This window comes from Streptomyces sp. NPDC015130 (genome assembly GCF_043080005.1).
In the GTDB taxonomy this organism is placed as follows: Bacteria; Actinomycetota; Actinomycetes; order Streptomycetales; family Streptomycetaceae; genus Streptomyces.
In genome coordinates this window covers 16,557-40,426 of record NZ_JBIBVC010000019.1, presented here as the reverse complement: position 1 = coordinate 40,426, position 23,870 = coordinate 16,557, and the positions used below count along the sequence as shown (strand labels likewise).

Annotated in this window: 23 protein-coding genes; 12 read left to right on the top strand and 11 right to left on the bottom strand. The window is 73.7% G+C overall.

All coding sequences use genetic code 11. The features are described 5' to 3' along the window. Positions 1-110: 110 nt before the first annotated feature. The 4 genes from ACF08F_RS31235 to ACF08F_RS31220 all read left to right on the top strand — a co-directional run bounded on the left by ACF08F_RS31235 (position 111) and on the right by ACF08F_RS31220 (position 3,104). Positions 111-1,895, top strand: a complete 1,785-nt coding sequence (locus tag ACF08F_RS31235; protein ID WP_392301885.1) for an FAD-dependent monooxygenase — start codon at positions 111-113, stop codon at positions 1,893-1,895. Between the two features lie 33 nt (positions 1,896-1,928). Further along, positions 1,929-2,015: a putative leader peptide gene (locus ACF08F_RS31230; RefSeq protein WP_358477332.1), complete on the top strand. Its 87-nt coding sequence runs from the start codon at positions 1,929-1,931 to the stop codon at positions 2,013-2,015. A 94-nt stretch (positions 2,016-2,109) separates the two neighbouring features. Next, positions 2,110-2,655, top strand: coding sequence for a cysteine dioxygenase (locus tag ACF08F_RS31225; RefSeq protein WP_392301884.1), 546 nt, complete (start codon positions 2,110-2,112; stop codon positions 2,653-2,655). Further along, positions 2,652-3,104 (top strand): rhodanese-like domain-containing protein, encoded by a 453-nt coding sequence (locus ACF08F_RS31220; RefSeq protein ID WP_392301883.1) that lies wholly within the window; start codon positions 2,652-2,654, stop codon positions 3,102-3,104. The genes ACF08F_RS31225 and ACF08F_RS31220 overlap by 4 nt, the downstream gene beginning before the upstream one ends. Positions 3,105-3,379: 275 nt before the next feature. Here the strand turns inward: ACF08F_RS31220 and recX are convergent, their stop codons facing one another. The 3 genes from recX to ACF08F_RS31205 all read right to left on the bottom strand — a co-directional run bounded on the left by recX (position 3,380) and on the right by ACF08F_RS31205 (position 6,157). Next, a complete protein-coding gene (recX, locus tag ACF08F_RS31215; RefSeq protein ID WP_392301882.1) occupies positions 3,380-3,946 on the bottom strand; it encodes a recombination regulator RecX in 567 nt (188 codons plus the stop codon). A gap of 4 nt (positions 3,947-3,950) precedes the next feature. Then, entirely contained in the window at positions 3,951-5,087 is a 1,137-nt protein-coding gene (gene recA / locus ACF08F_RS31210) for a recombinase RecA (RefSeq protein ID WP_392301881.1), read from the bottom strand. A gap of 248 nt (positions 5,088-5,335) precedes the next feature. Next, complete coding sequence (locus ACF08F_RS31205; protein ID WP_392301880.1) at positions 5,336-6,157, bottom strand: SGNH/GDSL hydrolase family protein; 822 nt, start codon at positions 6,155-6,157, stop codon at positions 5,336-5,338. Between the two features lie 137 nt (positions 6,158-6,294). Here ACF08F_RS31205 and ACF08F_RS31200 point away from each other — a divergent pair, with 137 nt between their 5' ends. From ACF08F_RS31200 to ACF08F_RS31185, 4 genes are all read left to right on the top strand, one after another. Next, on the top strand, positions 6,295-7,764 hold the full coding sequence (locus ACF08F_RS31200; RefSeq protein ID WP_392301879.1) for a sensor histidine kinase: 1,470 nt from the start codon (positions 6,295-6,297) through the stop codon (positions 7,762-7,764). Next, positions 7,761-8,438 (top strand): response regulator, encoded by a 678-nt coding sequence (locus ACF08F_RS31195; protein WP_392301878.1) that lies wholly within the window; start codon positions 7,761-7,763, stop codon positions 8,436-8,438. Before ACF08F_RS31200 ends, ACF08F_RS31195 begins: the two co-directional genes overlap by 4 nt. A 140-nt stretch (positions 8,439-8,578) precedes the next feature. Then, the gene (locus tag ACF08F_RS31190) at positions 8,579-9,946 is read left to right on the top strand and encodes a cytochrome ubiquinol oxidase subunit I (protein ID WP_392301877.1); all 1,368 of its coding nucleotides are present in this window, start codon (positions 8,579-8,581) and stop codon (positions 9,944-9,946) included. Positions 9,947-10,004: 58 nt separating this feature from the next. Continuing rightward, positions 10,005-10,784, top strand: coding sequence for a cytochrome d ubiquinol oxidase subunit II (locus ACF08F_RS31185; RefSeq protein WP_392301876.1), 780 nt, complete (start codon positions 10,005-10,007; stop codon positions 10,782-10,784). 76 nt (positions 10,785-10,860) lie between these two features. On the opposite strand, the gene ACF08F_RS31180 is transcribed toward ACF08F_RS31185, so the two are convergent. After that, positions 10,861-12,006: an AI-2E family transporter gene (locus ACF08F_RS31180; protein WP_392301985.1), complete on the bottom strand. Its 1,146-nt coding sequence runs from the start codon at positions 12,004-12,006 to the stop codon at positions 10,861-10,863. A 390-nt stretch (positions 12,007-12,396) separates the two neighbouring features. Continuing rightward, the gene (locus ACF08F_RS31175; RefSeq protein WP_150265466.1) at positions 12,397-12,591 is read right to left on the bottom strand and encodes a DUF3046 domain-containing protein; all 195 of its coding nucleotides are present in this window, start codon (positions 12,589-12,591) and stop codon (positions 12,397-12,399) included. Between the two features lie 79 nt (positions 12,592-12,670). Between ACF08F_RS31175 and ACF08F_RS31170 the strand changes: the two genes are divergently transcribed. Then, entirely contained in the window at positions 12,671-13,600 is a 930-nt protein-coding gene (locus ACF08F_RS31170) for a hypothetical protein (RefSeq protein WP_392301875.1), read from the top strand. 39 nt (positions 13,601-13,639) lie between these two features. On the opposite strand, the gene ACF08F_RS31165 is transcribed toward ACF08F_RS31170, so the two are convergent. The 3 genes from ACF08F_RS31165 to ACF08F_RS31155 are packed head-to-tail and all read right to left on the bottom strand — an operon-like array spanning position 13,640 to position 15,760. Continuing rightward, on the bottom strand, positions 13,640-13,948 hold the full coding sequence (locus ACF08F_RS31165) for an AzlD domain-containing protein (RefSeq protein WP_392301874.1): 309 nt from the start codon (positions 13,946-13,948) through the stop codon (positions 13,640-13,642). Further along, positions 13,945-14,781 carry an AzlC family ABC transporter permease gene (locus ACF08F_RS31160; protein ID WP_392301873.1) on the bottom strand — a complete coding sequence of 279 codons (837 nt, stop codon included), beginning with the start codon at positions 14,779-14,781 and terminating at the stop codon, positions 13,945-13,947. The genes ACF08F_RS31165 and ACF08F_RS31160 overlap by 4 nt, the downstream gene beginning before the upstream one ends. A 10-nt stretch (positions 14,782-14,791) precedes the next feature. Further along, the gene (locus ACF08F_RS31155) at positions 14,792-15,760 is read right to left on the bottom strand and encodes an AraC family ligand binding domain-containing protein (protein ID WP_392301872.1); all 969 of its coding nucleotides are present in this window, start codon (positions 15,758-15,760) and stop codon (positions 14,792-14,794) included. A gap of 227 nt (positions 15,761-15,987) precedes the next feature. Here ACF08F_RS31155 and ACF08F_RS31150 point away from each other — a divergent pair, with 227 nt between their 5' ends. The 3 genes from ACF08F_RS31150 to ACF08F_RS31140 all read left to right on the top strand — a co-directional run bounded on the left by ACF08F_RS31150 (position 15,988) and on the right by ACF08F_RS31140 (position 22,412). Continuing rightward, positions 15,988-20,637 carry a DEAD/DEAH box helicase gene (locus tag ACF08F_RS31150; RefSeq protein ID WP_392301871.1) on the top strand — a complete coding sequence of 1,550 codons (4,650 nt, stop codon included), beginning with the start codon at positions 15,988-15,990 and terminating at the stop codon, positions 20,635-20,637. A gap of 189 nt (positions 20,638-20,826) precedes the next feature. After that, positions 20,827-21,615 carry a DNA-formamidopyrimidine glycosylase family protein gene (locus tag ACF08F_RS31145; RefSeq protein ID WP_392301870.1) on the top strand — a complete coding sequence of 263 codons (789 nt, stop codon included), beginning with the start codon at positions 20,827-20,829 and terminating at the stop codon, positions 21,613-21,615. 32 nt (positions 21,616-21,647) lie between these two features. After that, positions 21,648-22,412 (top strand): SDR family NAD(P)-dependent oxidoreductase, encoded by a 765-nt coding sequence (locus ACF08F_RS31140; RefSeq protein ID WP_392301869.1) that lies wholly within the window; start codon positions 21,648-21,650, stop codon positions 22,410-22,412. Here the strand turns inward: ACF08F_RS31140 and ACF08F_RS31135 are convergent. From ACF08F_RS31135 to ACF08F_RS31125, 3 genes are all read right to left on the bottom strand, one after another. Further along, positions 22,360-22,635 (bottom strand): hypothetical protein, encoded by a 276-nt coding sequence (locus ACF08F_RS31135; RefSeq protein ID WP_392301868.1) that lies wholly within the window; start codon positions 22,633-22,635, stop codon positions 22,360-22,362. The genes ACF08F_RS31140 and ACF08F_RS31135 overlap by 53 nt on opposite strands. 99 nt (positions 22,636-22,734) lie before the next feature. Further along, complete coding sequence (locus ACF08F_RS31130) at positions 22,735-23,205, bottom strand: Dps family protein (protein WP_392301867.1); 471 nt, start codon at positions 23,203-23,205, stop codon at positions 22,735-22,737. 204 nt (positions 23,206-23,409) lie between these two features. Beyond that, positions 23,410-23,793 carry a helix-turn-helix domain-containing protein gene (locus ACF08F_RS31125; RefSeq protein ID WP_392301866.1) on the bottom strand — a complete coding sequence of 128 codons (384 nt, stop codon included), beginning with the start codon at positions 23,791-23,793 and terminating at the stop codon, positions 23,410-23,412. Positions 23,794-23,870: the final 77 nt, after the last annotated feature.

Sequence of the window (23,870 nt, the reverse complement as noted above, 5' to 3'; positions counted from 1 at the left end):
TTGACGCAAGCACCCTCAGTGGGTTGCATACGGTCTGTGATCAACCACCGGGCTCGTGCCACACTCAGCTGTGCTGCCCTCATGACCGTCCGGCCTTCAGGAGCCGCGCCGTGGACCCGGTGATCATCGTGGGCGCTGGGCCGGTCGGCCTCGCGCTCTCCCTCGCGCTCGCCGCGCAGGGCGTGCCCAGCGTCGTCCTCGACGAGGGCTCCGGCAAGGAGGAACCGCGTCCCGCGCGGACCGCCGTCCTGCGCGCCGACATGGCCGCCATGGTCGAGCGCCTCGGCTGCACGACCCTCCGCGACGAGGGCGTGCGCTGGGTCGGCTGGCGCAGCGTGCGCCGCCGCCAGCTGGTCCGTCACACCCCGCTCGACCTGGGGCTCAGTGGTACGGAGGAGTGGGCCGAGGACCCGGACGCCCCCTCCGTCCCGGCCGCCCCGCTGCACATCCCGCAGCACGCCCTCGCGCGCGGCCTGCGGGACGCGATCGCCGGGCAGAAGCTCGTCCGGCTCGTCACCGAGGCCCGGCTCGACACGATCGAGCAGGATCGGGACGGGGTCGTCGCCCACACCCGCGGCCCCGAGGGCACCTGGTGGCGCGGCAGCCATCTCGTCGGCTGCGACGGTGCCCGCTCCACCGTGCGCAAGCTGCTCGGCATCCGGTTCCCCGGCCGCACGGCGGTCGAGCGTCACGCGGTCGCCGCACTGCGCACCGAACTCCCCTGGCCCGGCGAGGCCCTGCTGCACCGTCAGCCGCCGTGGCGGGGCGCCGGCGAGGAGATCGCCGCCCGCCCGCTGCCCGACGGGGTGTGGCGGATCGACTGGCTGCTCCCGCCCCGCGGCGAGCTCGTCACCCCGGACGCGCTGGTCACCCGCATCCGCGAGACCCTGGCGGGCTGGTGCGACGGGGTGACTCCGCCGTACGAGCTCATCGACACCGGCGTCCACACCCTGCACCACCGGCTCGCCCGGCGCTGGCGGGTCGACCGGGTGCTGCTCGCCGGAGACGCGGCGCACCTGCTCGGCGCGGTCGGCACCCAGGGCCTCGACGAGGGGCTCCGGGACGTGGACAACCTCGCCTGGAAGCTGGCCCACACCTGGCACCACGGCGCCTCGGAGCGGCTGCTCGACAGCTACCAGAGCGAGCGGCGGACGGCGATCGCCTCCCGGCTGCGCGCGGCCGACCAGTCGCTGCCGGCGCTGCGCGGCGGCGGCGGACTGCGGACGTACCTCCTCGGGGCGGCGCGCGTCCACGACGCCCTGCTGACCGACGGTCACGTGGGGCGCGGCCCGCTCGGCGCGCCCCCCGCGTACCCGCACTCCCCCCTCGCGCCCGAGAGCGCCGAGGGGCAGACCCCGGTGGGCACGCCGACGGGCGCCCCGGTCGAGGACGTCCGCGTCACCGCCCCGGACGGCACGACCGTACGGCTCCGGGACCGGCTCGGTCAGGGCCGGCTCCTGGTCCTGCTCGTCGCCCCCGGCACCGGTGTGTGGGACCGCCGCCACTGGCGGACGGCCGGGGTGATGCCCCGGCTCGAAGAGGCCGTACGCGCCCTCCCGGCGAAGGCCGAGGTCCTGGTCACCGAGGCGTATCCGGGTGCCCCGGCCCACGCCGTCCTGCTCGTCCGGCCCGACGGACACCTCGTCGCCTCCTTCGCCGGGGTCCGCCCGAAGGAGCTGTACGCGGCGGCCGACGCGGCCCGCGGCGGTTCGGCCACCGCCGAGGAGCCGACGGAGGCACCGGCCGAGGCGCCGACCGGTGAGCCGACCGGTTCGTCCGTCGGAAGGCCCGAGCGGCGGCCCGCCAAGGCTTCCGCCGCGGTCTCGACCGACGTCCCGGCGGACGTGTCCGTGTCAGCCGACGCCGACGCCGACCACTCGGTGGACATGCATTGATTCCGCGCGGGCGCGCATGGTGTACTGCGGAGCGTGACCGACACCGATGTGCGCCTGTGGCGGAGGGTCCATATGGACCTCGTCCGCTACGCGGGCTGCATGTGTCGCCCGTCCTGCTGACTTCGCCCCCTTCCCCGCGCGCGCCCCGCCGCTGACGTCTGTCCGTGTGCCCTGTGCCGTCGCGCGCTCCTCGCGAACTCCAGGACGGTCATCCGTGCCCCAGCCTGCTCTCTCTCCCTCCCCCGTCGACTCCGCGTCGCCCCCGAGCGCCCCGAGCGCGGCCGAACTCCTCGACTTCGTCCGCCGGACGGCCGCCGACCGGGACCTCGTCGACTCCCTGCCGCTCGACCCCGAGGGCCGCACCTGGGTACGGCTCGACGGTCCCGGAGGCAGTGAGGCCTGGCTCATCGGCTGGCCGCCCGGCACGGGCACCGGCTGGCACGACCACGCCGAGTCCCAGGGCGCCTTCGCCACCGCGCGCGGGGCGCTTACCGAGAACGCCCTCGCGGTCCGGCTGCCCGCGAGCGGCTGGAAGACCCTGGAACTGGCCGACGGCCTCGACCGCTCCCGGCTGCTGACGGAGGGCGACGGCCGGGCCTTCGGCCGCCACCACGTGCACGAGGTGCTCAACGAGTCCCCGGACACCCACGCGGTGTCGGTGCACGCGTACTACCCGCCGCTCCCGCTGATCCGGCGGTTCAGCCGGGCGGGCGCGGTGCTCCGCCTGGAGCAGGTCGAGCGTCCGGAGGACTGGCAGTGAGCGAGGAGCGAGTGGCCGGGGACGTCACCACGGAACGAGTCGGCACCACGGAACGCGTCGGCATCGACGAGCTGCTCGAACGGGTCAGGGCGGGCATCGACCGGATCGACCCTCGCGCAGCCCACGAGGCGTACGAGGCGGGTGACGCCCTCCTCGTGGACACGCGCTACGCGGCCCTGCGGCAGCGGGACGGGCTGATCCCGGGCGCACTGGTCGTGGAGCGCAACGAACTGGAATGGCGGCTGGACCCGCTGGGCAGCCACCGCGCGCCGGAGGCGGACAGCCACGACCTGCGGGTGGTCGTCCTCTGCAACGAGGGCTACGCCTCCTCCCTCGCGGTCGAGTCCCTCCGCCGGCTGGGCCTGCACCGCGCGACCGACCTGGTCGGCGGCTTCCAGGCCTGGAAGGCGGCGGGCCTCCCGGTCCTGCTGCCGACGCCCGCCGGCTGACCGTCACCACCGGCTGACCTCCGGCGGCCGACGCCCTGTGGCTGACGGCTGACGGCCGACGTCCTGCGTGGCTGACCGCTGACGGCCGGCATCCTGCGGCTGACGCCTGACCGCTGACCGCTGACCGCTGGCTGCTGGCTGCTGCTGCTGCTGCTGCTGCTGCTGCTGCTGCGAACGTCTGGCTGCCGTCCACCGGCACCTGACCGCCGACTGTTCAAAGCCGCCGGCTGACCGCCGACCGGAGCCGGACGAGTCCTTCTCCCTCCCCCCGGGGGTCAGAAGGACTCGTCCAGCCCGTCCGTGGGCTCGCCCTCGGCCTCCAGGGCCTGGCGGACGACGCGGAGGGCCATGCCCTCCGGGTATCCCTTGCGGGCGAGCATCCCTGCGAGGCGGCGCAGCCGCCTGTCCCTGTCGAGACCGCGCGTGGCGCGCAGTTTGCGGTCGACGAGCTCGCGGGCCGTGATCTCCTCCTGCTCGGAGTCGAGCTGCCTCACCGCCTCCTGGATGAGCGTCGGCTCGACGCCCTTCGTCCGCAGCTCGCGGGCGAGGGCCCGGCGGGCGAGGCCCCGGCCGTGGTGGCGGGACTCCACCCAGGCCCCCGCGAAGGCGGCGTCATCGATGAGCCCGACGTCCTCGAAGCGGGAGAGGATCTCCTCCGCCACGTCGTCGGGGATCTCCCGCTTGCGCAGGGCGTCGGCCAGCTGCTTGCGCGTGCGGGGGGTCCCGGTGAGCAGGCGCAGGCAGATCGCGCGCGCCCGCTCGGCCGGATCCTGGGGTGACGGCTCCTTCTCGGCCCTCGACGAGTCGGGGCCGTCACCCGGCCATTCGGTGCGACCGGTCACCGGTTCAGCTCTTGGCCGCGGTGGCCTTGGTCGCCTTCGCGGTCTTGGTCGCGGGTGCCGGGACGGTCTTGGCGGCGTCGTCCGCGCCGGCCGCGTCGGCACCGGCCGCCGCGTCCGCAGCGGGCTCCGCCGACGGGTCCTGGGGCCGGACGCCGACGCCGAGCTTCTCCTTGATCTTCTTCTCGATCTCGTCGGCGAGGTCGGGGTTGTCCTTCAGGAAGTTGCGGGCGTTCTCCTTGCCCTGGCCGAGCTGGTCGCCCTCGTACGTGTACCAGGCGCCGGCCTTGCGCACGAAGCCGTGCTCCACGCCCATGTCGATCAGGCCGCCCTCGCGGCTGATGCCCTGGCCGTAGAGGATGTCGAACTCGGCCTGCTTGAAGGGGGGCGCGACCTTGTTCTTGACGACCTTGACGCGGGTGCGGTTGCCGACCGCGTCCGTGCCGTCCTTGAGGGTCTCGATGCGACGGATGTCGAGGCGCACCGAGGCGTAGAACTTCAGGGCGCGGCCACCGGTCGTGGTCTCCGGCGAGCCGAACATCACGCCGATCTTCTCGCGGAGCTGGTTGATGAAGATCGCAGTGGTCTTGGACTGGTTGAGCGCGCTGGTGATCTTCCGGAGCGCCTGGCTCATCAGACGGGCCTGCAGACCGACGTGCGAGTCGCCCATCTCGCCCTCGATCTCCGCACGCGGGACGAGCGCGGCGACGGAGTCGATGACGATCAGGTCGAGGGCGCCGGAGCGGACCAGCATGTCGACGATCTCGAGCGCCTGCTCGCCGTTGTCCGGCTGGGACAGGATGAGGTTGTCGATGTCGACGCCGAGCTTCTTGGCGTACTCGGGGTCGAGGGCGTGCTCGGCGTCCACGAAGGCGACCTGGCCGCCGGCCTTCTGGGCGTTGGCCACGGCGTGCAGGGTCAGGGTCGTCTTACCGGAGGACTCTGGTCCGTAGATCTCCACGACACGGCCGCGAGGCAGGCCGCCGACGCCGAGCGCGATGTCGAGCGCGGTCGATCCGGTGGAGATCACCTCGATCGGCTCCTGGGTGCGGTCGCCCATGCGCATCACGGCGCCCTTGCCGAATTGGCGTTCAATCTGTGCGAGCGCGGCGTCGAGCGCCTTCTCGCGGTCGGTTCCTGCCATGGGTTCCACCCGGTTTGCTTGAGTCGATCGCTTCATGTGAAAGACGCTAACCCCTGCCACTGACAATGGGCCCCGGCGTCCCCTCCGACCTGTGGACAACTCGCCGACGAGCCGCCGACAAGCCCTGATTTCCCGGGGCCGGACCTCCATCAGAATGGATGTTCGATTTTAGTGTCAAGCACGCCACACCCACCCGCGCGACCCGCCGCGGTGGACTCCGCCCCCCCTCCCAGGATCGGTCCGATCCTCTACCGGTGGCCGTCCCCCGTCGGCGACGACAGGCCGGGGAACGCCGTCACCGGCGACAGCTCCGGACGCTTGGCCCGGCGCCCGTCGCCCGAAGAGCGGCCGCGGAGGCGGCGGCCCAGCCAGGGACCGAGGAAGGCCCCCGCCCAGCGCACCTCGGCGACCGCCGCCCGCGGGCCCGTGAGCGGGGGCAGCGGCGGCGGAGGCAGCGGCCGGGACCAGGAGTCGTCGCTGCCGGGCAGTCCGAGGGCGTGGGCGACCGACGCGGCGATCCGCTCGTGTCCGAGCGGACTGGCGTGCAGCCGGTCGACGCTCCACATCCGCGGGTCGGTGACGACCGGGTGCTGCGCCGCCTCGGAGACCGTGACGCCGTGCTGGCGGGCGGCCTCCCGGATGAGCTCGTTGAGGTCCCGCACCCGGGACCCGAGCGGGCGGGCCACCGGGATCAGCACGCCGACGTCGGGGAACGTGAGCGTCGCGACCCGGGCACCCTGGCCGGTCAGGGCCGCGAACATCGCCTCCAGGTGCCCTGCCGTCTCCTCCGGGTCGAAGCCGGGCCGCAACAGGTCGTTGACCCCCGCCACGACCGTGGCCAGGTCCGGCCGCAGCGCGAGCGCCGGGGCCAGCTGCTCGGCGCGCACCTGGCCGGAGAGCCGGCCGCGCACGGCCAGATTCGCGTACAGCACGTCCGGTTCGTCGCGGGCGAGCAGCTCGGCGAGCCGGTCCGCCCAGCCGCGCAGGCCGACGGTGTCGTCACCGTCGCCGACCCCTTCGGTCTGACTGTCACCCAGGGCGACGTACCGCAGAAACGTGCCGTCCGACATGAGGCCTCCGTCTTCGCCGACGCCCCCGGGACGCCCTTATTAACTTTTTTGACTATACAACTCAATGTATGCTGGCCGCCGAGTCCACCGGGGCCGGACGCGGGCCCCGCGACCACCCGCCGCCTATCCTTCGACGCATGCCCCTCGCCCTCCGCGACCGCCCCGGCGGCCTCCTGTCACCGCGGATGTCACCACGGACCGTGGACGCGCTGGTGGCCTGCGCGGTCCTGGCCGTGGTGGCGGTCTGGACGCTTCTCGCCACGCCCGAGGCGAGCGAATCGGCGCTCCGCACGGCGCTCGGCTGGGTGCTCGTCCTGAGCGGCTGCGGAGCCCTCTGCTTCCGGCGACGGCAACCGGTCGCCGTCGCCGTCGCCACCCTGCTCGCCTGCGTCGTCTACTACCCGCTGTCCGCCCAGGACGGCCCTCTGATGATCGCCTTCGCGCTCGCGCTCTACACCACCGCCGCAGAGGGCCGCTTCGCCGCCGCCGTCGCGCTCGCCTCCGTCACGCTCCTCGCGGTCGGCCTCGGCGAGGTCCGGCAGCAGCCGGGGCACCGCCAGATCGACGACACCTCGCTCGCCATGCTGGCCGGCTGGCTGATCAGCCTCGTCGCCGTGGGCCGCGCCCAGCGCACCCGGCTCGCCTATCTGCACGAGGTCGAGCAGCGGGCGCTCGCCGCCGAGCGGGAGCAGGAGGCACGGGCCCGGCAGAGCGCCACCGAGGAGCGGCTGCGGATCGCCCGTGAGCTGCACGACATCCTCGGCCACAGCGTCTCGCTGATCCACGTCCAGTCCGGCGCCGCACTGCACCGGCTGAGCAAGAACCCGGCCCCCGAGGCCGGGCTCGCCACCGCCGCCGAGGCCCTGGAGGCGGTGAAGTCCACCAGCAAGGACGCGCTGCGCGAGCTGCGGGCGACGCTCGGCGTACTGCGCCGGGCCGACGAGGCGACGCCGACCTCCCCGGCCTCCGGCCTCGCCCTCCTCGGTGAACTCGCGGAGCGGGCCCGGAGCGCGGGACTCGACGTCCGTACGAGCGTCACGGGCACGCCCGTACCGCTGCCGCCGCCGGTCGACCTCGCGGCGTACCGGATCGTGCAGGAGTCCCTGACGAACGTGACCCGGCACGCGGGGGCCCGGACGGTACGGATCGCTCTCGACTGGGACGGGGGGTGGGACAGGGGCCGGGACGGGGACGACCGCTCCGGCGCCGCCTCCACGCGTACGCACGCGGGCGCGCGCGTGCTGCGGTTGCGCATCGCCGACGACGGCGGGGGCGCGCCCGAGGGCGTCCTCCCGGGCAGCGGCATCCGGGGCATGGCGGAACGGGCGCGCGCGCTCGGCGGCGAGCTCACCGCCGGGAACGAGGCGGACGGCTTCCTCGTCGACGCGAGACTCCCGCTCACCGCACCGGCCGCGCCCTTCCCACGAGAAACACCGGAAGCGCCGAAAGCACCATCGGCACCGGAAGCACCAGAACCCCCGGAAGCCCCCGAGGCGCCGAACGCCCCCGAAGCTCCGAAAGCCTCAGAAGAGCGGGGGGTACCGGAAGTACCGGGAGCCCATAAAGCACCACCCACAACACCCGCTCCCGAAGGGGACCCCCGATGATCCGTGTCGTGCTCGCCGACGACCAGACCCTGGTCCGGGCCGGCTTCCGGTCGATCCTGTCCGACGAGGACGGCATCGAGGTCGTCGGCGAGGCCGGGGACGGCGAACAGGCCGTCGCCCTCGCCCGCGAACTCCTCCCGGACGTGGTCCTGATGGACATCCGCATGCCCGTGCTCGACGGCATCGAGGCCACCCGGCGCATCACCTCCGACGAGCGGCTCGAAGGCGTCCGGGTGGTCGTCCTGACCACCTTCGACGCCGACGACCACGTGTACGGCGCGCTGCGCGCGGGCGCGTCGGGCTTCCTGGTCAAGGACACCGAACCGATGGAACTCCTGCACGCCGTGCGGGTGGTGGCGCGCGGCGACGCCCTGATCGCCCCCGCCGTGACCCGCCGCCTCATCGCCGAGTTCGCCGAACGCGCGGGGGGCGCCGGGCGGCAGCCGGACCCGAGCCCCCGACTCAGCGCCCTCACGGAGCGGGAGCGCGAGGTGCTCGGCCTGGTGGGCGCTGGGCTCTCCAACGACGAGATCGCCGGCCGGCTCGTCCTCTCCCCCGCCACCGCCAAGACCCACGTCAGCCGGATCATGACCAAGCTGGCCGTACGCGACCGCGCCCAGCTGGTCGTCCTCGCGTACGAGTCGGGGATGATCACCCCCGGCTGGCTGGCCTGACCCTCAGGGGTCGCGGCCGGGAGCCGCAACTCACGGGGTACGCGCGCGTGCACCGGCACAACCCGTGGGGTACGGCGGGTGCCGCAGGTGTCCTCCCCGGGCCGATGCCGAGCCCATGACCGTACACCGACACTGACCGGGTGAATCAGGACGTACTCGATCTCGCACGGCTGCAGTTCGCCCTCACCGCCGGCGGCCACTTCCTCTTCGTCGCCCTCACCCTGGGCCTGGTCACCGTGGTGGCCGCCCTCCAGACGAAGGCCACGCTCAGCGGGAAGCCGCAGGACGCCCGGATGGTGCGCTTCTGGGGTCAGCTCTACGTGATCAACTACGCGGTCGGGATCGTCACCGGGCTGGTGATGGAGTTCCAGTTCGGCATGGCCTGGAGCGGGCTCACCCACGAGGCGGGCAACATCCTGGGCGCCTCCCTCGCGGTGGAGACCCTCGTGGCCTTCTTCGTCGAGTCGACCTTCCTCGGTCTGTGGATCTTCGGCTGGCACCGGCTCAACCGCTGGGCCCATCTGGCCGCCATCTGGATCGTCGCCCTCACCGCCTACCTCTCGGCGTACTGGATCCTCGTCTCCAACGGCTTCCTGAACCACCCCGTGGGGTACTCCTCCGAGAACGGCGAGCTCGTCCTCGACGACCCGGTCGCGGTCCTGACGAACCCCTCGGCGCTCCTCGCCTTCGGGCACGTCCTCGCGGGAGCGCTGCTCACCGCCGGGTTCTTCATGGCCGGGGTGAGCGCGTACCACCTCTTCCGCCGCAGCCCCGAGTGGGATCTCTTCGGGCGCAGCCTGCGGATCGGGGTGTTCGTCTCCGCGCCCGCGCTGATGGCCGCCGCGGTCTTCGGCGGGGTCCAGTTCGCCACGCTCACCACCTTCCAGCCGATGAAGTCGGCCGTCTTCAGCGGAAAGGCCGCCGAGATCGCCCGGCTCCAGGCGGAGCTCTCGGCCCGCTACGGGCCGGGCGACTACGTGCCCTCGGAGGCGTGGACCCGGGGCGGCGGACTCGTGATGCTGATCAGCTTCGGCCTGATGATGTACCTGTGCTTCGCCGGGGTGATCCTGGCCTGCTTCAAGAAGCTCGTCTTCCGGTTCAGGCTCTGGCACCTCGTCCTGATGGCGGCCGTGCCCCTGCCGTACCTCGCCATGATCGGCGGGTGGGTGTTCCGGGAGTCCGGGCGGCAGCCCTGGGTGGTCTACGGGCTGCTGAAGACGGAGGACGCCGTCTCGGACCTCTCCCCCGGCACCATGCGGCTCTCACTGACCGTCTTCGCCACGGTCTTCGGCCTGCTCGTCCTCCTCAACGCCTGGCTCCTCGCCCGGCACGCGCGCCGCGGCCCGGTGGAGTCCGGGCTCGGCCACGACGAGCGGCCGGGACCCGACGGGCGCCCGGGACCCGACGATCCGGGCCCCGAGGGCCCCGACGGCCCCGAGGAGGGCCGCACCCAGGGCAACCCGCATTCGTCCGACCCCGCGGACGCCCTCCCCGCCCCGCGCTACTGAGCCCGACGCCGACGCCACCGATCACGCCCACCGACCGCCACCGCCCTGAGGAGCCACCGTGGAGACCCTGGCCATCGTCCTGCTCGCCTTCTTCGCCGCGGGCTGGTTCGTGCTCGCCGGAGCGGACATCGGCACCGGCATGCTCACCCCCTGGCTCGGTCGCGGGGACCACGAGCGGCGCCTCGTCCTCGCCGCCTTCGCGCCCTTCTTCCTCGGCAACGAGGTCTGGCTGGTCGCCACCGCAGGAGTGCTCGTGGGTTGCTTCCCCGCGCTCGAAGGGGAGCTCCTGAGCGGCCAGGCCCCGGTGCTCGTCGCCCTGCTGGCCGGCTGGATCGTCCGGGACGTGGGGCTCTGGTCGCGCGGCCGTGGCCCGGGGCCGCGCTGGCGCGCCGGCTGCGACACCGCCGTGACGTGCGGGAGCTGGACGGTCGCCCTCTCCTGGGGCTGGCTACTGGCGGCCCTGCTCACCGGACGGCCCTACGCTCCGGCGACCGGCGCGACGGCCGCCCTCACCGCCCTGGCCGTGGCCGCCCTGTTCGCCGCGCACGGGCTCGGGTTCGCCGCGCTCCGGCTCACGGGACTCCCGTACGAGCGGGCCCGCAGGCTCGTCGGCCGCGCCGGACGCCCCTGGCAGTCCTTCGCCCTCACCGGTGTCCTCCTCGGCGGGCTGCCGCTCGCGGCGGGCACGGCGCTCCCGCTGGCCGAGAAGGCCGCCTCCCCCACCACGCTGGCCCTGCTCGTCCCCGCCCTCCTCGTCGTCACCCCGCTCCTCGTGGCGGTCCAGGCCTGGACCTGGCACGCCTTCCGGCACCGGGTCACCCGCCCCTCGTACCTCTGAGGCCCCTGGCCGCCGGAACTCCCTGCCGGATTCACCCGCCGGAATCCCCCGGCAGGCGTCCCGCCGGAAGTCCTCGTCACGAATCCTCCGACGAGGCCTCCTCCGACGAAGCCTCCTTCTTGTGGTGGAGGGCCTTCTGCAGCCGGGCCACCACCGCCTCGCCGTATCTCCGGTGGCCGTGGACGCGCGGGTCGTCCGTCACGTCGTACCGCTTCACATAGGCGCCCAGGAAGGCCTGCAGGGTGGCCACGGCCGGAATCGCGATCAGCGCACCGACGGCGCCCAGCAGCGCCGTACCCGCGATCACCGAACCGAAGGCCACCGCCGGGTGGATGTCCACCGTCTTGGAGGTGAGCTTCGGCTGGAGCACGTAGTTCTCGAACTGCTGGTAGACCACGACGAAGCCGAGCACCCACAGCGCGTACCAGGGGTTGACGGTGAAGGCGATGAGCATCGGCAGGGCGCCGGCCAGATAGGTGCCGATGGTCGGGATGAACTGCGACACCAGGCCGACCCAGACCGCGAGCGCGGGCGCGTACGGCACGTCCAGGATCTCGAAGAGGACGAAGTGGGCGACGCCGGAGATGAGCGCCATCAGTCCGCGCGAGTAGAGGTAGCCGCCGGTCTTGTCGACCGCGATCTCCCAGGCGCGCAGCACCTCGGTCTGCCGGGCGGGCGGCAGTACGGAGCAGAGCGAGCGTCGCAGCCGGGGCCCGTCGGCCGCGAAGTAGAACGAGAAGAGGAAGATCGTCAGGAGCCGGAACAGGCCTCCCAGGACTGTGGCCGAGACGTCGAGCACGCCGGACGCGCTGTTCTGCACGTACTTCTGCAGCCAGTCGGAGCTCAGGACGCTGTCCTGGACCTCGACTCTGGACAGCTCCGTGTGGAAGGTCTCGTTGATCCAGTTGATCAGCGAGTCGAGGTACTTGGGGAAGTTCTCGACCATGTCCACGATCTGCCCGGCGAGCATCGAGCCGAGGAGGACCACGAAGCCCACGCTGAAGACCAGGACGCCGAAGAAGACGAGGAAGGTGGCGAGACCCCGTCGCATCCCGCGGGCCGCCATCCGTCCGACCGCCGGCTCGATGGCGAGGGCGAGGAAGAACGCGAGCAGAATGTTGACGAGCAGGCCGACGAGCTGGTGGAAGGCCCAGCTGCCCAGCAGGAAACAGGAGTAGAGCGCGAGGGCCAGGACGAGCGCACGGGGCAGCCAGCGGGGCATCCGCGCGGCCTGCTGGGGAGCCGCCGGTGGAGCGGCCGGGCCCCCGGCGACGGCCGTCGCAGGCGTCGCGGCCGGGGCGGACGTCACGGCCGCCGGGGCGACCGGGCCGGTCAGGCCGGCCGACGCGGCAGACCCGGCCGACTTGGTCGAGTCGCCAGATCCGATCGAGTCGGCCGGGTCGACCTTGCCGGTCTTGTCGGTCTTGTCGGCCTTGCCGGTGGGATCGGTCTCATCGCTCGGGCCGGTCGGATCGGTGGGATCGGGCGAAGCGCTCGGGGCTGTCTTTTCGTTGTCGTCAGTCGGGGCCACCCCGCCAGTCTCGCGCACCGCACGGACATTCCCCCCGGGACCCCGCACACCGTCCTGGTCACCCCATCGTCTACCGGCCACTCACCGCTTGTCGGCCGGTACGTCGACGGCGGCGCACACGGCCCGCCACACGTCCTTGGCCTCCCAGCCCGCGTCCAGTGCGTCCCGCACCGTCCGCCCGCCGAGCTCCGCCATCACATGGTCACGCGCGAAGGAATCCGCGTACGACGCACCGAAGTGGTCCGCCATCCGCTCCCAGAAAATCGTCAACCGCATGACGCCAGTATCCCGCTCCCAAGAGTGCAGCCCGCTCCGCAGGCCTTGTCACCGCGACTTTCCGCCCTACCGTCGGAGCATGGCCGAAAAACCCCTCTCTCCGCCGCCCCTGACTCCCCTGGCCCGTGCCGAGCGCTTCGTCTGGCTGACGGCCCGCGTCCTGGAACAGCGGCGGTTCTCCTACCACTTCCTGCGCGGTGGCGCGGACCAGGTCGAGACGGCCCTCACGGCGTACCTGAACGCGGACGGCGGCTACGGCCACGCGCTCGAACCCGATCTGCGCGGACCCGTCAGCCAGCCCCTCCACACCGCGCACGCACTCCGGGTCCTGGAGTCGATCGGCCGGTGCGGCGGCATGCGCGTGGAACGGATCTGCCGCTACCTCACCGACATCTCGACGCACGAGGGGGCACTGCCCGCGATCCACCCGTCCCAGCGGGGGTACCCCTCGGCGCCGTTCGTCCCGGTCGTCGACTCCCCGCCGAGCTCGCTGCTCACGACCGGCCCGGTGGTCGGACTGCTCCACCGCAACCAGGTGTGGCACGCGTGGCTGTTCCGGGCCACGGAGTACTGCTGGGCCGCCGTGGAGTCGCTGGAGAAGTCCCACCCGTACGAGATCCAGGCCGCCGTCGCGTTCCTGGACGGGGTCCCGGACCGCTCGCGCGCCCAGGCGGCCGCCGACCGGCTGGGGAGGCTGGTGCGCGAGCAGGGCCTCGCCGTCCTGGACCCGGACCGGCCGGAGGACTACCCGGTCCCGGACGGGTACGCGCCCGGCGAGCACCACTTCCCGCACGACTACGCGCGCGTGCCCCACTCCCTGGCGGCCGGCTGGTTCACGGACGAGGAGACGGCCCGGTCGCTGGACCGCCTCGCGGCCGACCAGGAGGAGGACGGCGGCTGGCCGATCCGCTGGCGGGCCTGGGCCCCCGGTTCGGCCCTGGAGTGGCGCCCCATCGTCACCGTCGAGGCGCTCCGCACGCTCCGCGCGCACGGCCGGCCGGTCGACTGACCGGCCCGTCCGTCCGCGTGGCCGGGCCGGAAGCTTCCCTCACCAGCCCAGGGCCCGCACCCCTGCCGTGACGACGACGGCCACGCCCACGACTGCCAGGAACGGAGCGCGCAGGACGAGCGCCAGGGCGGCGGCCGCGAGTCCGGCGGCCCGGGCGTCCAGGACGACGGAGCCGCCCGTGCTGAACGTCTGCTGTGCGGTGAGCGCGGCCAGCAGGGCGACGGGGAGCAGGGCCGCGAGTCGCTGGACGAGCGGTCGTTCCAGCGTGCCCGCGGGGACGAGCAGGCCGAGGAGCTTGACCAGGTAGCACCCGAGGGCGGTCAGGCCGATCGCGATCCACACGTTCATCGGGAGGCCTCGTCTCTTGTGTCCTTGTCTCGTGCGGTCTTGTCTCGTGCGGTCTTGTCTTGCGCGATCTTGTCTCGCGCACTCACGTCTCGCGCGGTCTCGCCCTGGGTGTCCGGGCCCATGCGGCGGCCCCGGAACCAGAGCACCAAGGGCGCGGCGAAGGCCGCCGCGAGGACCGGGACACCGGCCGGCAGCACGGGCAGCAGCCCGAGGCCGAGCAGGACGGCGATCCCGGCGGTGGCGCGCTCGGTGGCCGACTTCAGCATCGGGGCGAGCAGGGCCAGGAAGACGGCGGGCCCGGCCGCGTCCAGGCCCCAGGCGGCGGTGTCGCCGATCGCCTCGGCGCCGAGTCCCCCGAGGAACGTGGTCAGGTTCCACAGGACGTACAGGGTGAGACCGGTGAGGGTGAAGCCGAGCCGGGCGGCCCGCCGGGACGGCTGGGCGAGCGCGACCGCCGTCGTCTCGTCGATCACCCAGTGCGCGGCGAACGGCCTGACGGCCTTCGGCAGGGCGAGGAGCTGCGAGAGCCGTAGCCCGTAGAAGGCGTTGCGCGTGCCCAGGAAGAAGGCCCCGGCGGCGGCAGTGAAGGGGTTGCCGCCCGCGGCCAGCGCGCCGACGAGGGCGAACTGCGAGGCGCCGGTGAAGACGAGGAGGCTGAGCACGCAGGTCTGCGCGAGGGTGAGGCCGGCGCCGGCCGAGGTCACGCCGAAGGCGAAGCCGGAGAGTCCGACGGCGACGCCGACGCCGAGGGCGTCGCGGACGACGGCCGCGTCGGGCTTCGCCCGCGTCGCGCCGTCGTCCCGTATGACGGGAGGTGCTGTCTGTTCTGCCACGTCAGCGACGTTACGTACGCGGCCGCCGCCCGGTCTTGTACGTTCTTGCGGCACCGCCCGGGCCACCACCCGAGCTGCCGCCCGAGGCACCACCCGCAGCACCGGACCGGCCACTTCCGCCGGAACCGCCTGGAACGCCAGGACCGGCAGGGCCGCCGGAACCGCCCCGCGCGCGCTGGTAGGCGCCCGGCGGCACCCCGACGCTCCGCGTGAAGTGACGGTTGAGGTGGGGCTGGTCGGTGAAGCCGACGGCGACGGCCGCGTCCGCCGGCGGCGTCCCCGCGTCGAGCAACCGCCTGGCCCGCCGCACGCGCGCGTCGGTGAGCCAGGTGTGCGGCGGCATCCCGTACGCGTCGCGGAAGGCCCGCAGGAGGGCGAAGGGGCTGGTGCCGAGTTCGGTGGCGAGGCGTTCCAGGGTGGGCGGGTCGGCCATCCGCTCCTCCAGGACGGCACGCGCGCGTGCCGCGTTCCGCGCGCCGGCGGAACGGGCCGGGAGCGGGGTGATCAGCCCTCCGTGGCTGCGCAGCATCCGCGCCGTGACGAGCCGAAGCAGGCTGTCCGCGGCGAGCGCGTTGCCTTCCTCCGCGGCCCGGTGGACGCCCACGACGAGCCGTGCGGCGTACGGGTCGTCGACGACGGGCGAGGTGAAGCCGACCGAGCCGCGCAGCGCGAGGGTGTCGGCGGCGATCGACCGGACGAGCCCGGCGTCCGGATAGATGGTGCGGTAGGTCCAGCCCTCGGGCACGCCCGCGTGCCCGGTGTGCGAGGTGTCGGGGTTGACCAGGGCGATCTGTCCGGGTCCGGCGTGGACGAGTTCGTCGCGGTAGTGGAAGGCCTCGACGCCCTCGGTGATCGCGGCGAAGACGAAGCTCTCGTGGGTGTGCCGGGCGAAGGCCTTGTGGATGTAGTGGGCGTGCAGCAGGTCGACCCCGGGCAGCTCGGAGTACTGCCAGTACCGTGCCCGCTCCCCGCTCGCCATGTCTCCATTCTGCGCCAGGGGCCCCCGCGGACGCCCACCCCGACCTCCGCCCCCGCCCCTCCCCGGCCTCCCGTCCCGCCTCCCGTCCCGCCTCCCGTCCCGCCGCACGCCGCGCCCCGGTCCGTCCCCCACCCCGGCCTCCGCCCCGTCTCCACCGCATCACCTGGCCATGAGCGGATTTCCCCAGGTCCGGGCGGTTGTCAGTGGGCGGGTGCACGATGGGGGGCATGGTCAGGTCCGCGCTCGACTCGTTCTCCCCCGCGACCCGTGGTTGGTTCACCGGGGCCTTCACCGCGCCCACGTCGGCTCAGGAAGGCGCCTGGAAGGCCATCGGCGAGGGCTCCGACGTGCTCGTCGTCGCGCCGACGGGCTCGGGCAAGACACTGGCCTCCTTCCTCGCCTCGCTGGACCGGCTGGCGTCCACGCCGCCGCCCGCCGAGCCGAAGAAGCGCTGCCGCGTGCTGTACGTGTCGCCGCTGAAGGCGCTCGCCGTGGACGTCGAGCGGAATCTCCGCTCCCCGCTGACCGGCATCCGGCAGGAGTCGGTCCGGCTCGGGCTGCCCGAGCCGGACATCCGGGTCGGCATCCGGTCCGGCGACACCCCGGCCGCCGAGCGCCGGAGTCTCGCGACCCGGCCGCCGGACATCCTGATCACCACCCCCGAGTCGCTCTTCCTGATGCTGACCTCCGCCGCCCGGGAGGCCCTGTCCGGGGTGGAGACGGTCATCCTGGACGAGGTCCACGCGGTCGCCGGCACCAAGCGGGGCGCGCATCTGGCGCTCTCCCTGGAGCGGCTCGACGAGCTGCTGCCGCGCCCCGCGCGCCGGATCGGCCTGTCGGCCACGGTCCGCCCGGTGGACGAGGTGGCCCGCTACCTGTCGCCCGGCCGCGCGGTGGAGATCGTGCAGCCGCCGTCGGGGAAGGAGTTCGACCTCTCCGTCGTCGTCCCCGTCGAGGACATGGGCGAGCTCGGGGGTTCCCCGGCCTCGGAGGGCAAGGACGGCGGCGACAAGCCGTCGATCTGGCCGCACGTGGAGGAGCGGATCGCCGACCTCGTCCAGTCCCACCGCTCGACGATCGTCTTCGCCAACTCCCGCCGCCTCGCCGAGCGCCTCTGCAACCGGCTCAACGAGATCGCGTACGAGCGGGCCACCGGCGAGCCGCTCCCCGAGGAGGGCCCCCCGGCCCAGGTCATGGCGCAGTCGGGGACGGCTCACGGGGCTCCGGCACTGCTCGCCCGGGCCCACCACGGCTCGGTGTCGAAGGAGCAGCGCGCCCAGGTGGAGGAGGACCTGAAGGCGGGCCGACTGCCCGCCGTGGTGGCCACCTCCAGCCTGGAGCTGGGCATCGACATGGGCGCGGTCGACCTGGTCGTCCAGGTCGAGTCGCCGCCCTCGGTCGCCTCCGGGCTCCAGCGCGTGGGCCGCGCGGGGCACCAGGTCGGCGCGGTCTCGACGGGCGTGGTCTTCCCCAAGTACCGGGGCGACCTGGTCCAGGCTGCCGTGGTCACGGAGCGCATGCGGTCCGGCTCGATCGAGTCGATGCGGATCCCCGCCAACCCCCTGGACGTGCTGGCCCAGCAGCTCGTCGCGATGGTCTCGCTCGACACCTGGCAGGTGGACGAGCTGCTCGCCGTGGTGCGGCGCGCGGCGCCCTTCTCCTCACTGCCGGACTCGGCGTTCACGGGCGTGCTCGACATGCTCGCCGGGCGCTACCCGTCGGACGCCTTCGCCGAGCTCCGCCCGCGCGTGGTCTGGGACCGGGTCGCCGGGACGGTGACGGGCCGGCCGGGCGCGCAGCGGCTCGCCGTCACCTCGGGCGGCACGATCCCCGACCGGGGCCTGTTCGGGGTGTTCCTCGCGGGCGCCGACCCGAAGAAGGGCGGCGGCCGGGTCGGCGAGCTCGACGAGGAGATGGTGTACGAGTCGCGGGTCGGCGACGTCTTCACGCTCGGCACCACGTCCTGGCGGATCGAGGACATCACCCGGGACCGGGTGCTGGTCTCCCCCGCCCCCGGGGTGCCGGGCCGGCTGCCGTTCTGGAAGGGCGACCAGCTGGGCCGTCCGCTCGAACTGGGGCGCGCGGTGGGCGCCTTCCTCCGGGAGCTCGGCGCCCTCGGACCGGAGGACGCACGGCTGCGACTGATCGCCGCGGGCCTGGACGCCTGGGCCGCGGACAACGTCCTGGCGTACCTCTCCGAGCAGCGCGAGGCCTGTGGCCACGTGCCCGACGACCGGACGATCCTGGTCGAGCGGTTCCGGGACGAGCTCGGGGACTGGCGGGTCGTCATCCACTCCCCGTTCGGCGCGCAGGTGCACGCCCCCTGGGCGCTGGCGCTCAGCGCGCGGCTCGCCGAGCGGTACGGCATGGACGCGCAGGTGATGCACGCGGACGACGGCATCGTGCTGCGCCTCCCGGACGCCGATCTGATGGGTCTGGACATGGGTCTCGACCTCCTCGACCACGAGCCGGTGGACCCGGGCCGGCACCTGGACACGACGTACGACGCCGACAAGGCGCCCATCGGCGCGGCCGACGCCCTCTTCGACAAGGGCGAGGTCGGCCAGATCGTCACCGACCAGGTGGGCGGCTCCGCGCTGTTCGCCTCCCGGTTCCGCGAGTGCGCCGCGCGCGCCCTGCTGCTGCCCAAGCGGAATCCCGGCAAGCGCACTCCGCTGTGGCAGCAGCGGCAGCGCGCGGCCCAGCTCCTCCAGGTGGCGAGCGAGTTCGGCTCCTTCCCGATCGTCCTGGAGGCCGTCCGCGAGTGCCTCCAGGACGTCTTCGACGTCCCCGGTCTGACCGAGCTGATGGGCGACATCGAGGCCCGCCGGGTCCGGCTCGTCGAGGTCACCACCCCCGAGCCGTCCCCCTTCGCCCGCTCGCTCCTCTTCGGCTACGTGGCGCAGTTCCTGTACGAGGGCGACTCACCCCTCGCCGAGCGGCGGGCGGCCGCGCTCTCCCTCGACTCCCGGCTCCTCGCGGAGCTGCTCGGCCAGGCCGAGCTGCGCGAGCTCCTCGACCCGGAGGTCCTCACCGAGCTGGAGCGGGAGCTCCAGTGGCTGACCGAGGACCGGCGGATCAAGGACGTGGAGGGCGTCGCCGATCTGCTGCGGGTCCTCGGCCCGCTCACCGACGCCGAGCTCGCCGAGCGCGGCGCGGAGACGGACTGGGCGCCCGACCTGGCCCGGGCCCGGCGCGCCATCCGGGTCCGGATCGGGGGCGCCGACCACTGGGCGGCGATCGAGGACGCGGGACGGCTCCGTGACGCCCTGGGCACCGCTCTGCCGGTCGGGGTGCCCGAGGCGTTCACCGAGCCGGTGAAGGACCCGCTGGGCGACCTCCTGGCCCGCTTCGCCCGCACGCACGGCCCCTTCACCTCCTCGCAGGCCGCCGCCCGCTTCGGTCTCGGCCCCTCCGTCACGGACGGCGCGCTCCAGCGGCTCGCCGCCGCCGGCCGGGTCGTCCAGGGCGAGTTCCACCCCTCCGGCATCGGCCAGGAGTGGTGCGACGCGACCGTGCTGCGCCGCCTGCGCCGACGGTCCCTCGCGGCCCTGCGCCACGAGCTGGAGCCGGTGCCCCCGGCGGCGCTCGCGACGTTCCTGCCCCAGTGGCAGCACCTCGGCGGCAACAGCCTGCGGGGCATCGACGGCCTCGCCCGCGCGATCGAGCAGCTCCAGGGCGCGCCCGTGCCCGCCTCCGCGCTGGAGAAGCTGATCCTCCCGTCCCGCGTCCGGGACTACTCCCCCGCCCTGCTCGACGAGCTGACCACCACGGGCGAGGTGGTCTGGGCCGGGGCGGGATCACTGCCCGGCAAGGACGGCTGGGTCTCGCTCTACCTCGCGGACGCGGCGCCGCTGCTCCTCCCGCCGCCGCACCCGCTGGAGCTGTCCGCGCTGCACGAGTCGGTGCTCACCATCCTCTCCGGCGGGTACGGGCTGTTCTTCCGGCAGATCGCCGACCAGGTGCGGGCCACCACCCACCCGGACGTGACCGACCCACAGCTCGCCGACGCGCTCTGGGACCTGGCCTGGTCGGGCCGCCTCACCAACGACACCCTGGCCCCGCTGCGCTCGCTCCTCGGTTCGGGCCGGACGGCCGGGGCGACCGCCCACCGCGCGCGCCGGACGGTGCCGCGCGGCCGGTACGGCACGCTGGGCGCCGCCGCCCGCCCCGCCTCGCGTACGGGTCCGCCGACGGTCTCCGGCCGCTGGGCGCTGCTGCCGCCGCCCGAGCCGGAGCCGACCCACCGGGCGCACGCTCTCGCCCGCACCCTCCTGGACCGGCACGGCGTGGTCACCCGGGGCGCGGTCGCCGCCGAGGGCGTCGAGGGCGGTTTCTCGGCGACGTACCGCATCCTGTCGGCCTTCGAGGACAGCGGCCAGGCCAGGCGGGGCTATGTGGTGGAGGGTCTGGGCGCGGCGCAGTTCGCCATGGACGGGGCCGTGGACCGGCTGCGGGCGGCGGCGACGGCCCGCGACCGGGGAGCGGAGGCCGCGGCCGGCCCGCGCGCGCTGGTCCTGGCAGCGGCCGACCCGGCGAACGCGTACGGGGCGGCCCTGTCCTGGCCCGAGCCGCCGACCGACGCCGGGCACAAGCCGGGCCGCAAGGCGGGCTCGATGGTGGTCCTCGTCGACGGCGAGCTCACGCTCTACATGGAGCGGGGAGGCAAGACGCTCCTCTCCTGGCCGACGGAGCCGGACGATCCCGCGTTGACGGCGGCGGCCGAGGCCCTGGCCGCCTCGGCGCGGGCGGGCTCGCTGGGCACGGTCACGGTGGAGCGGATCAACGGCGCCACGGCCCTGACCTCCCCCCTCGCCCGCCCGCTGGAGGCGGCGGGCTTCGTCGCCACCCCGAGAGGCCTCCGCCTCCGCGCCTGAAACCCACCCCGGGCAACGCCCCGGCACCCCCGCCCAGCACCACCCACCGGCTCTACGACGAACTCCCCGGCCCATCGCTACCACCGGCTCCTCCGCCAGCTCCCCCACCCATCGCAACCCACCGGCTCCTCCACCAGCTCCCCCACCCATCGCAACCCACCGGCACACCCCACCCGGCATCATGGAACCGTGCCCGAAGGAGACACCGTCTGGCAGGCGGCCCGCCGCCTGCACGCCGCCCTGGCCGGGCAGGTCCTGACCCGCTCGGACCTGCGCGTGCCCCGGTTCGCGACCGCCGACCTCACCGGCCGCACCCTCCTCGACGTCACCCCCCGCGGTAAGCACCTCCTCACCCGGATCGAGGGCGGGCTCACGCTCCACTCCCATCTGCGGATGGACGGCGCCTGGCGGATCTACGCCACCGGTGAGCGCCCCAGAGGCGGCCCCGAGCACCAGATCCGGGCGATCCTCGGAAACACCGAGTCCACCGCGTACGGCTACCGGCTCCCGGTCCTGGAACTGATCCGCACCGCCGACGAGGCCGGCGTGGTCGGTCATCTCGGCCCCGACCTGCTCGGCCGCGACTGGGACCCGGAGGAGGCCGCGCGCCGGCTGCTCGCCGAGCCGGACCGCCCGCTCGGCGAGGCGCTGCTCGACCAGCGCAACCTGGCCGGCATCGGCAACGTGTACAAGTCGGAGCTGGCCTTCCTCGCCGCCGTCACCCCCTGGCTCCCGGTCGGCTCGCTCGGCCCCGACGTCCCCGCCCGCCTGGTGGCCACCGCCCACCGCCTCCTGGAGGCGAACAAGGACCGCCCCGACCGGCGCACCACCACGACGCGCCGCCCCGGCACCCCGCTCCACGTCTACGGCCGCGAGGGCAGGCCCTGTCTGCGCTGCGGCGCCCGGATCCGGAAGGCGGAGCTCGGCGACCGGGTCACTTACTGGTGCCCGGGCTGCCAACAGGGCCCTAGTAATTGACGCTCCGTCAGATCCGGTCGTACGGTCCGGACATGACCCTCAAGGCGTACGACCTCACCGGCCGCACCGCGTTCGTCACCGGCGCCGCGAGCGGCATCGGCCGCGCCACCGCGCTGCTCCTCGCCCAGGCGGGCGCGGTCGTGCACGGCGCCGACCGCGACGAGCACGGCCTCAAGGAGACCGCGGCCCTCGTCGCCGGCGAGGGGGGCACCGCGCACACGCACCCCCTGGACGTCACCGACCGGGCCGCGCTGGCCGCCGCCGTCCGCTCCGCCGGCCCCCTCCACGTCATGGCCGCCGTCGCCGGGATCATGCACACGAGCACCGTCCTGGAGACCCGTGACGAGGACCTGGACCGCGTCCTCGCGGTGAACTTCAAGGGAGTCCTGTACGCCTGCCAGGAGGCGGCCCGCTCGATGATCGCCTCCGGCACCGCGGGCTCGATCGTCACCATGGCCTCGGGCGCGATGGACACCGCGAGCCCGGGACTGCTCTGCTACAGCGTCACCAAGGCGGCCGTCGTGCAGCTGACGAAGACCCTGGCGGTGGAGGCCGGCCCGTACGGGATCCGGGTCAACGCGGTCGCACCGGGCTGGATCCGCACACCCATGACGGACCGTCACGAACCGGCCGCCCAGCAGCAGGCGGAGGCCGCGATGGTCCGTCACTCACCGCTCGGCCGGGTCGGCGAGCCGGAGGACATCGCGCACGCGGTCCTCCATCTCGCCTCCGACGCCTCCTCGTTCACGACGGGTCAGATCCTGCGCCCCAACGGCGGCGTCGCGATGCCCTGGTGACGAAGGAGCCGGGCCCACCGGCTTCCGAGCGTCGGGCCGAGGCCGCGACGTGGACGGGGAGCAGGCTCAGCCCCCAGCCGCCCGCGGCCACCGCCCCTTCGACGATCCCGGCGTCCCCCGGCACGAGGAGCAGGCGCAGCACCGCCCACCACCAGAGCCCCCCGGCCACCAGCCCGACCGCGACCAGCGCGAGCGTCGCCGGCGGAACACGTCGCCGTACCATGGCCGCCTCCCGCGGTCGAGGCTAGACCGACAGGATCACCCAGCGGCAGGGCGCACCGGTTGCAGCCCCGGCGCACACCGCACGGTCGGCCACGCCGCCCTACGCGCTCTCCGCTTGGAACATCCAGTGGTGCTTCTCGAGATCGCCCGTCAGACCGATCAGGATGTCCTGGCTGATCGGGTCGGGATCACCGGTCGCGTCGATCCGCTCCCGCATCCGGGTGATGACGGCTCCCAGCGCGGCGACCAGGATCCGTACGGCCTCCTCGTCCTTGATCCACCCCTCCGGGACCGTCCCGATCGCGCTGGAGGAGGCCACGGTCGCCGACCGCCCGTCCGGAGTGACGCCGAGTGCGGAGGCCCGCTCCGCAACGGTGTCGGAGTGCAGCCGCGCGGTGTCGACGACCTCGTCGAGCTGCAGATGGACGGAGCGGAACCGCGGCCCGACGACGTTCCAGTGCACCTGCTTGGCGACCAGGGCGAGGTCGACGAGATCGACCAGCGCCCCCTGGAGCGCGTTGCCGACCGTCTTGAGGTCGGCCTCGGACAGCGGGCTCTTCACGACAGACATGCGGGATCTCCAACCAGTCGTACGTCTCCCCACCATGGCAGCCCCACCGGCACCCGGCATGTCGAGCGGGAGAAGGAGCTACGAGTCGAGCGGGAGAAGGCGAGAGAAGTCGACCGGAGAACGCGCGAGAAGCCGACCGGGAACGAGAAAAGCCCCGGTCCGCGCCCTGAGAGGGCACCGACCGGGGCTTCGCCCCACTTCGGTTCAGGCAGCGACGACGTCCACCGCTTCCGCGGGTGCCTTGATGGTCACCCGCTCGGTGGGCACACCGCCCACCGACGTCACCGACACCGAATTGAGCATCGGGCGCACCGGCGTCGGCACCGGTTCGCTCGCCGCTGCCGACTCGGCCAGTTCGGCCAGCGACAGCTCGTCACTCACTTCACGCATGAGCTCGGACATCCGTACGTCCAGCGCGTCGCAGATCGCGGAGAGCAGTTCGGAGGAAGCCTCCTTCTGCCCCCGCTCCACCTCGGAGAGATAGCCGAGCGAGACTCGGGCGGACGAGGAGACTTCGCGCAGAGTACGGCCCTGGCGCTGGCGCTGCCGACGCAGCACGTCACCCAACAGGCGACGGAGCAGAATCATCGGTGGCTCCCTCCTCGGACCGCGTAGCCGCATCCTTCACGCCCCACCGTACCGCCTCGCGCTGCGGCCGTGCGGGG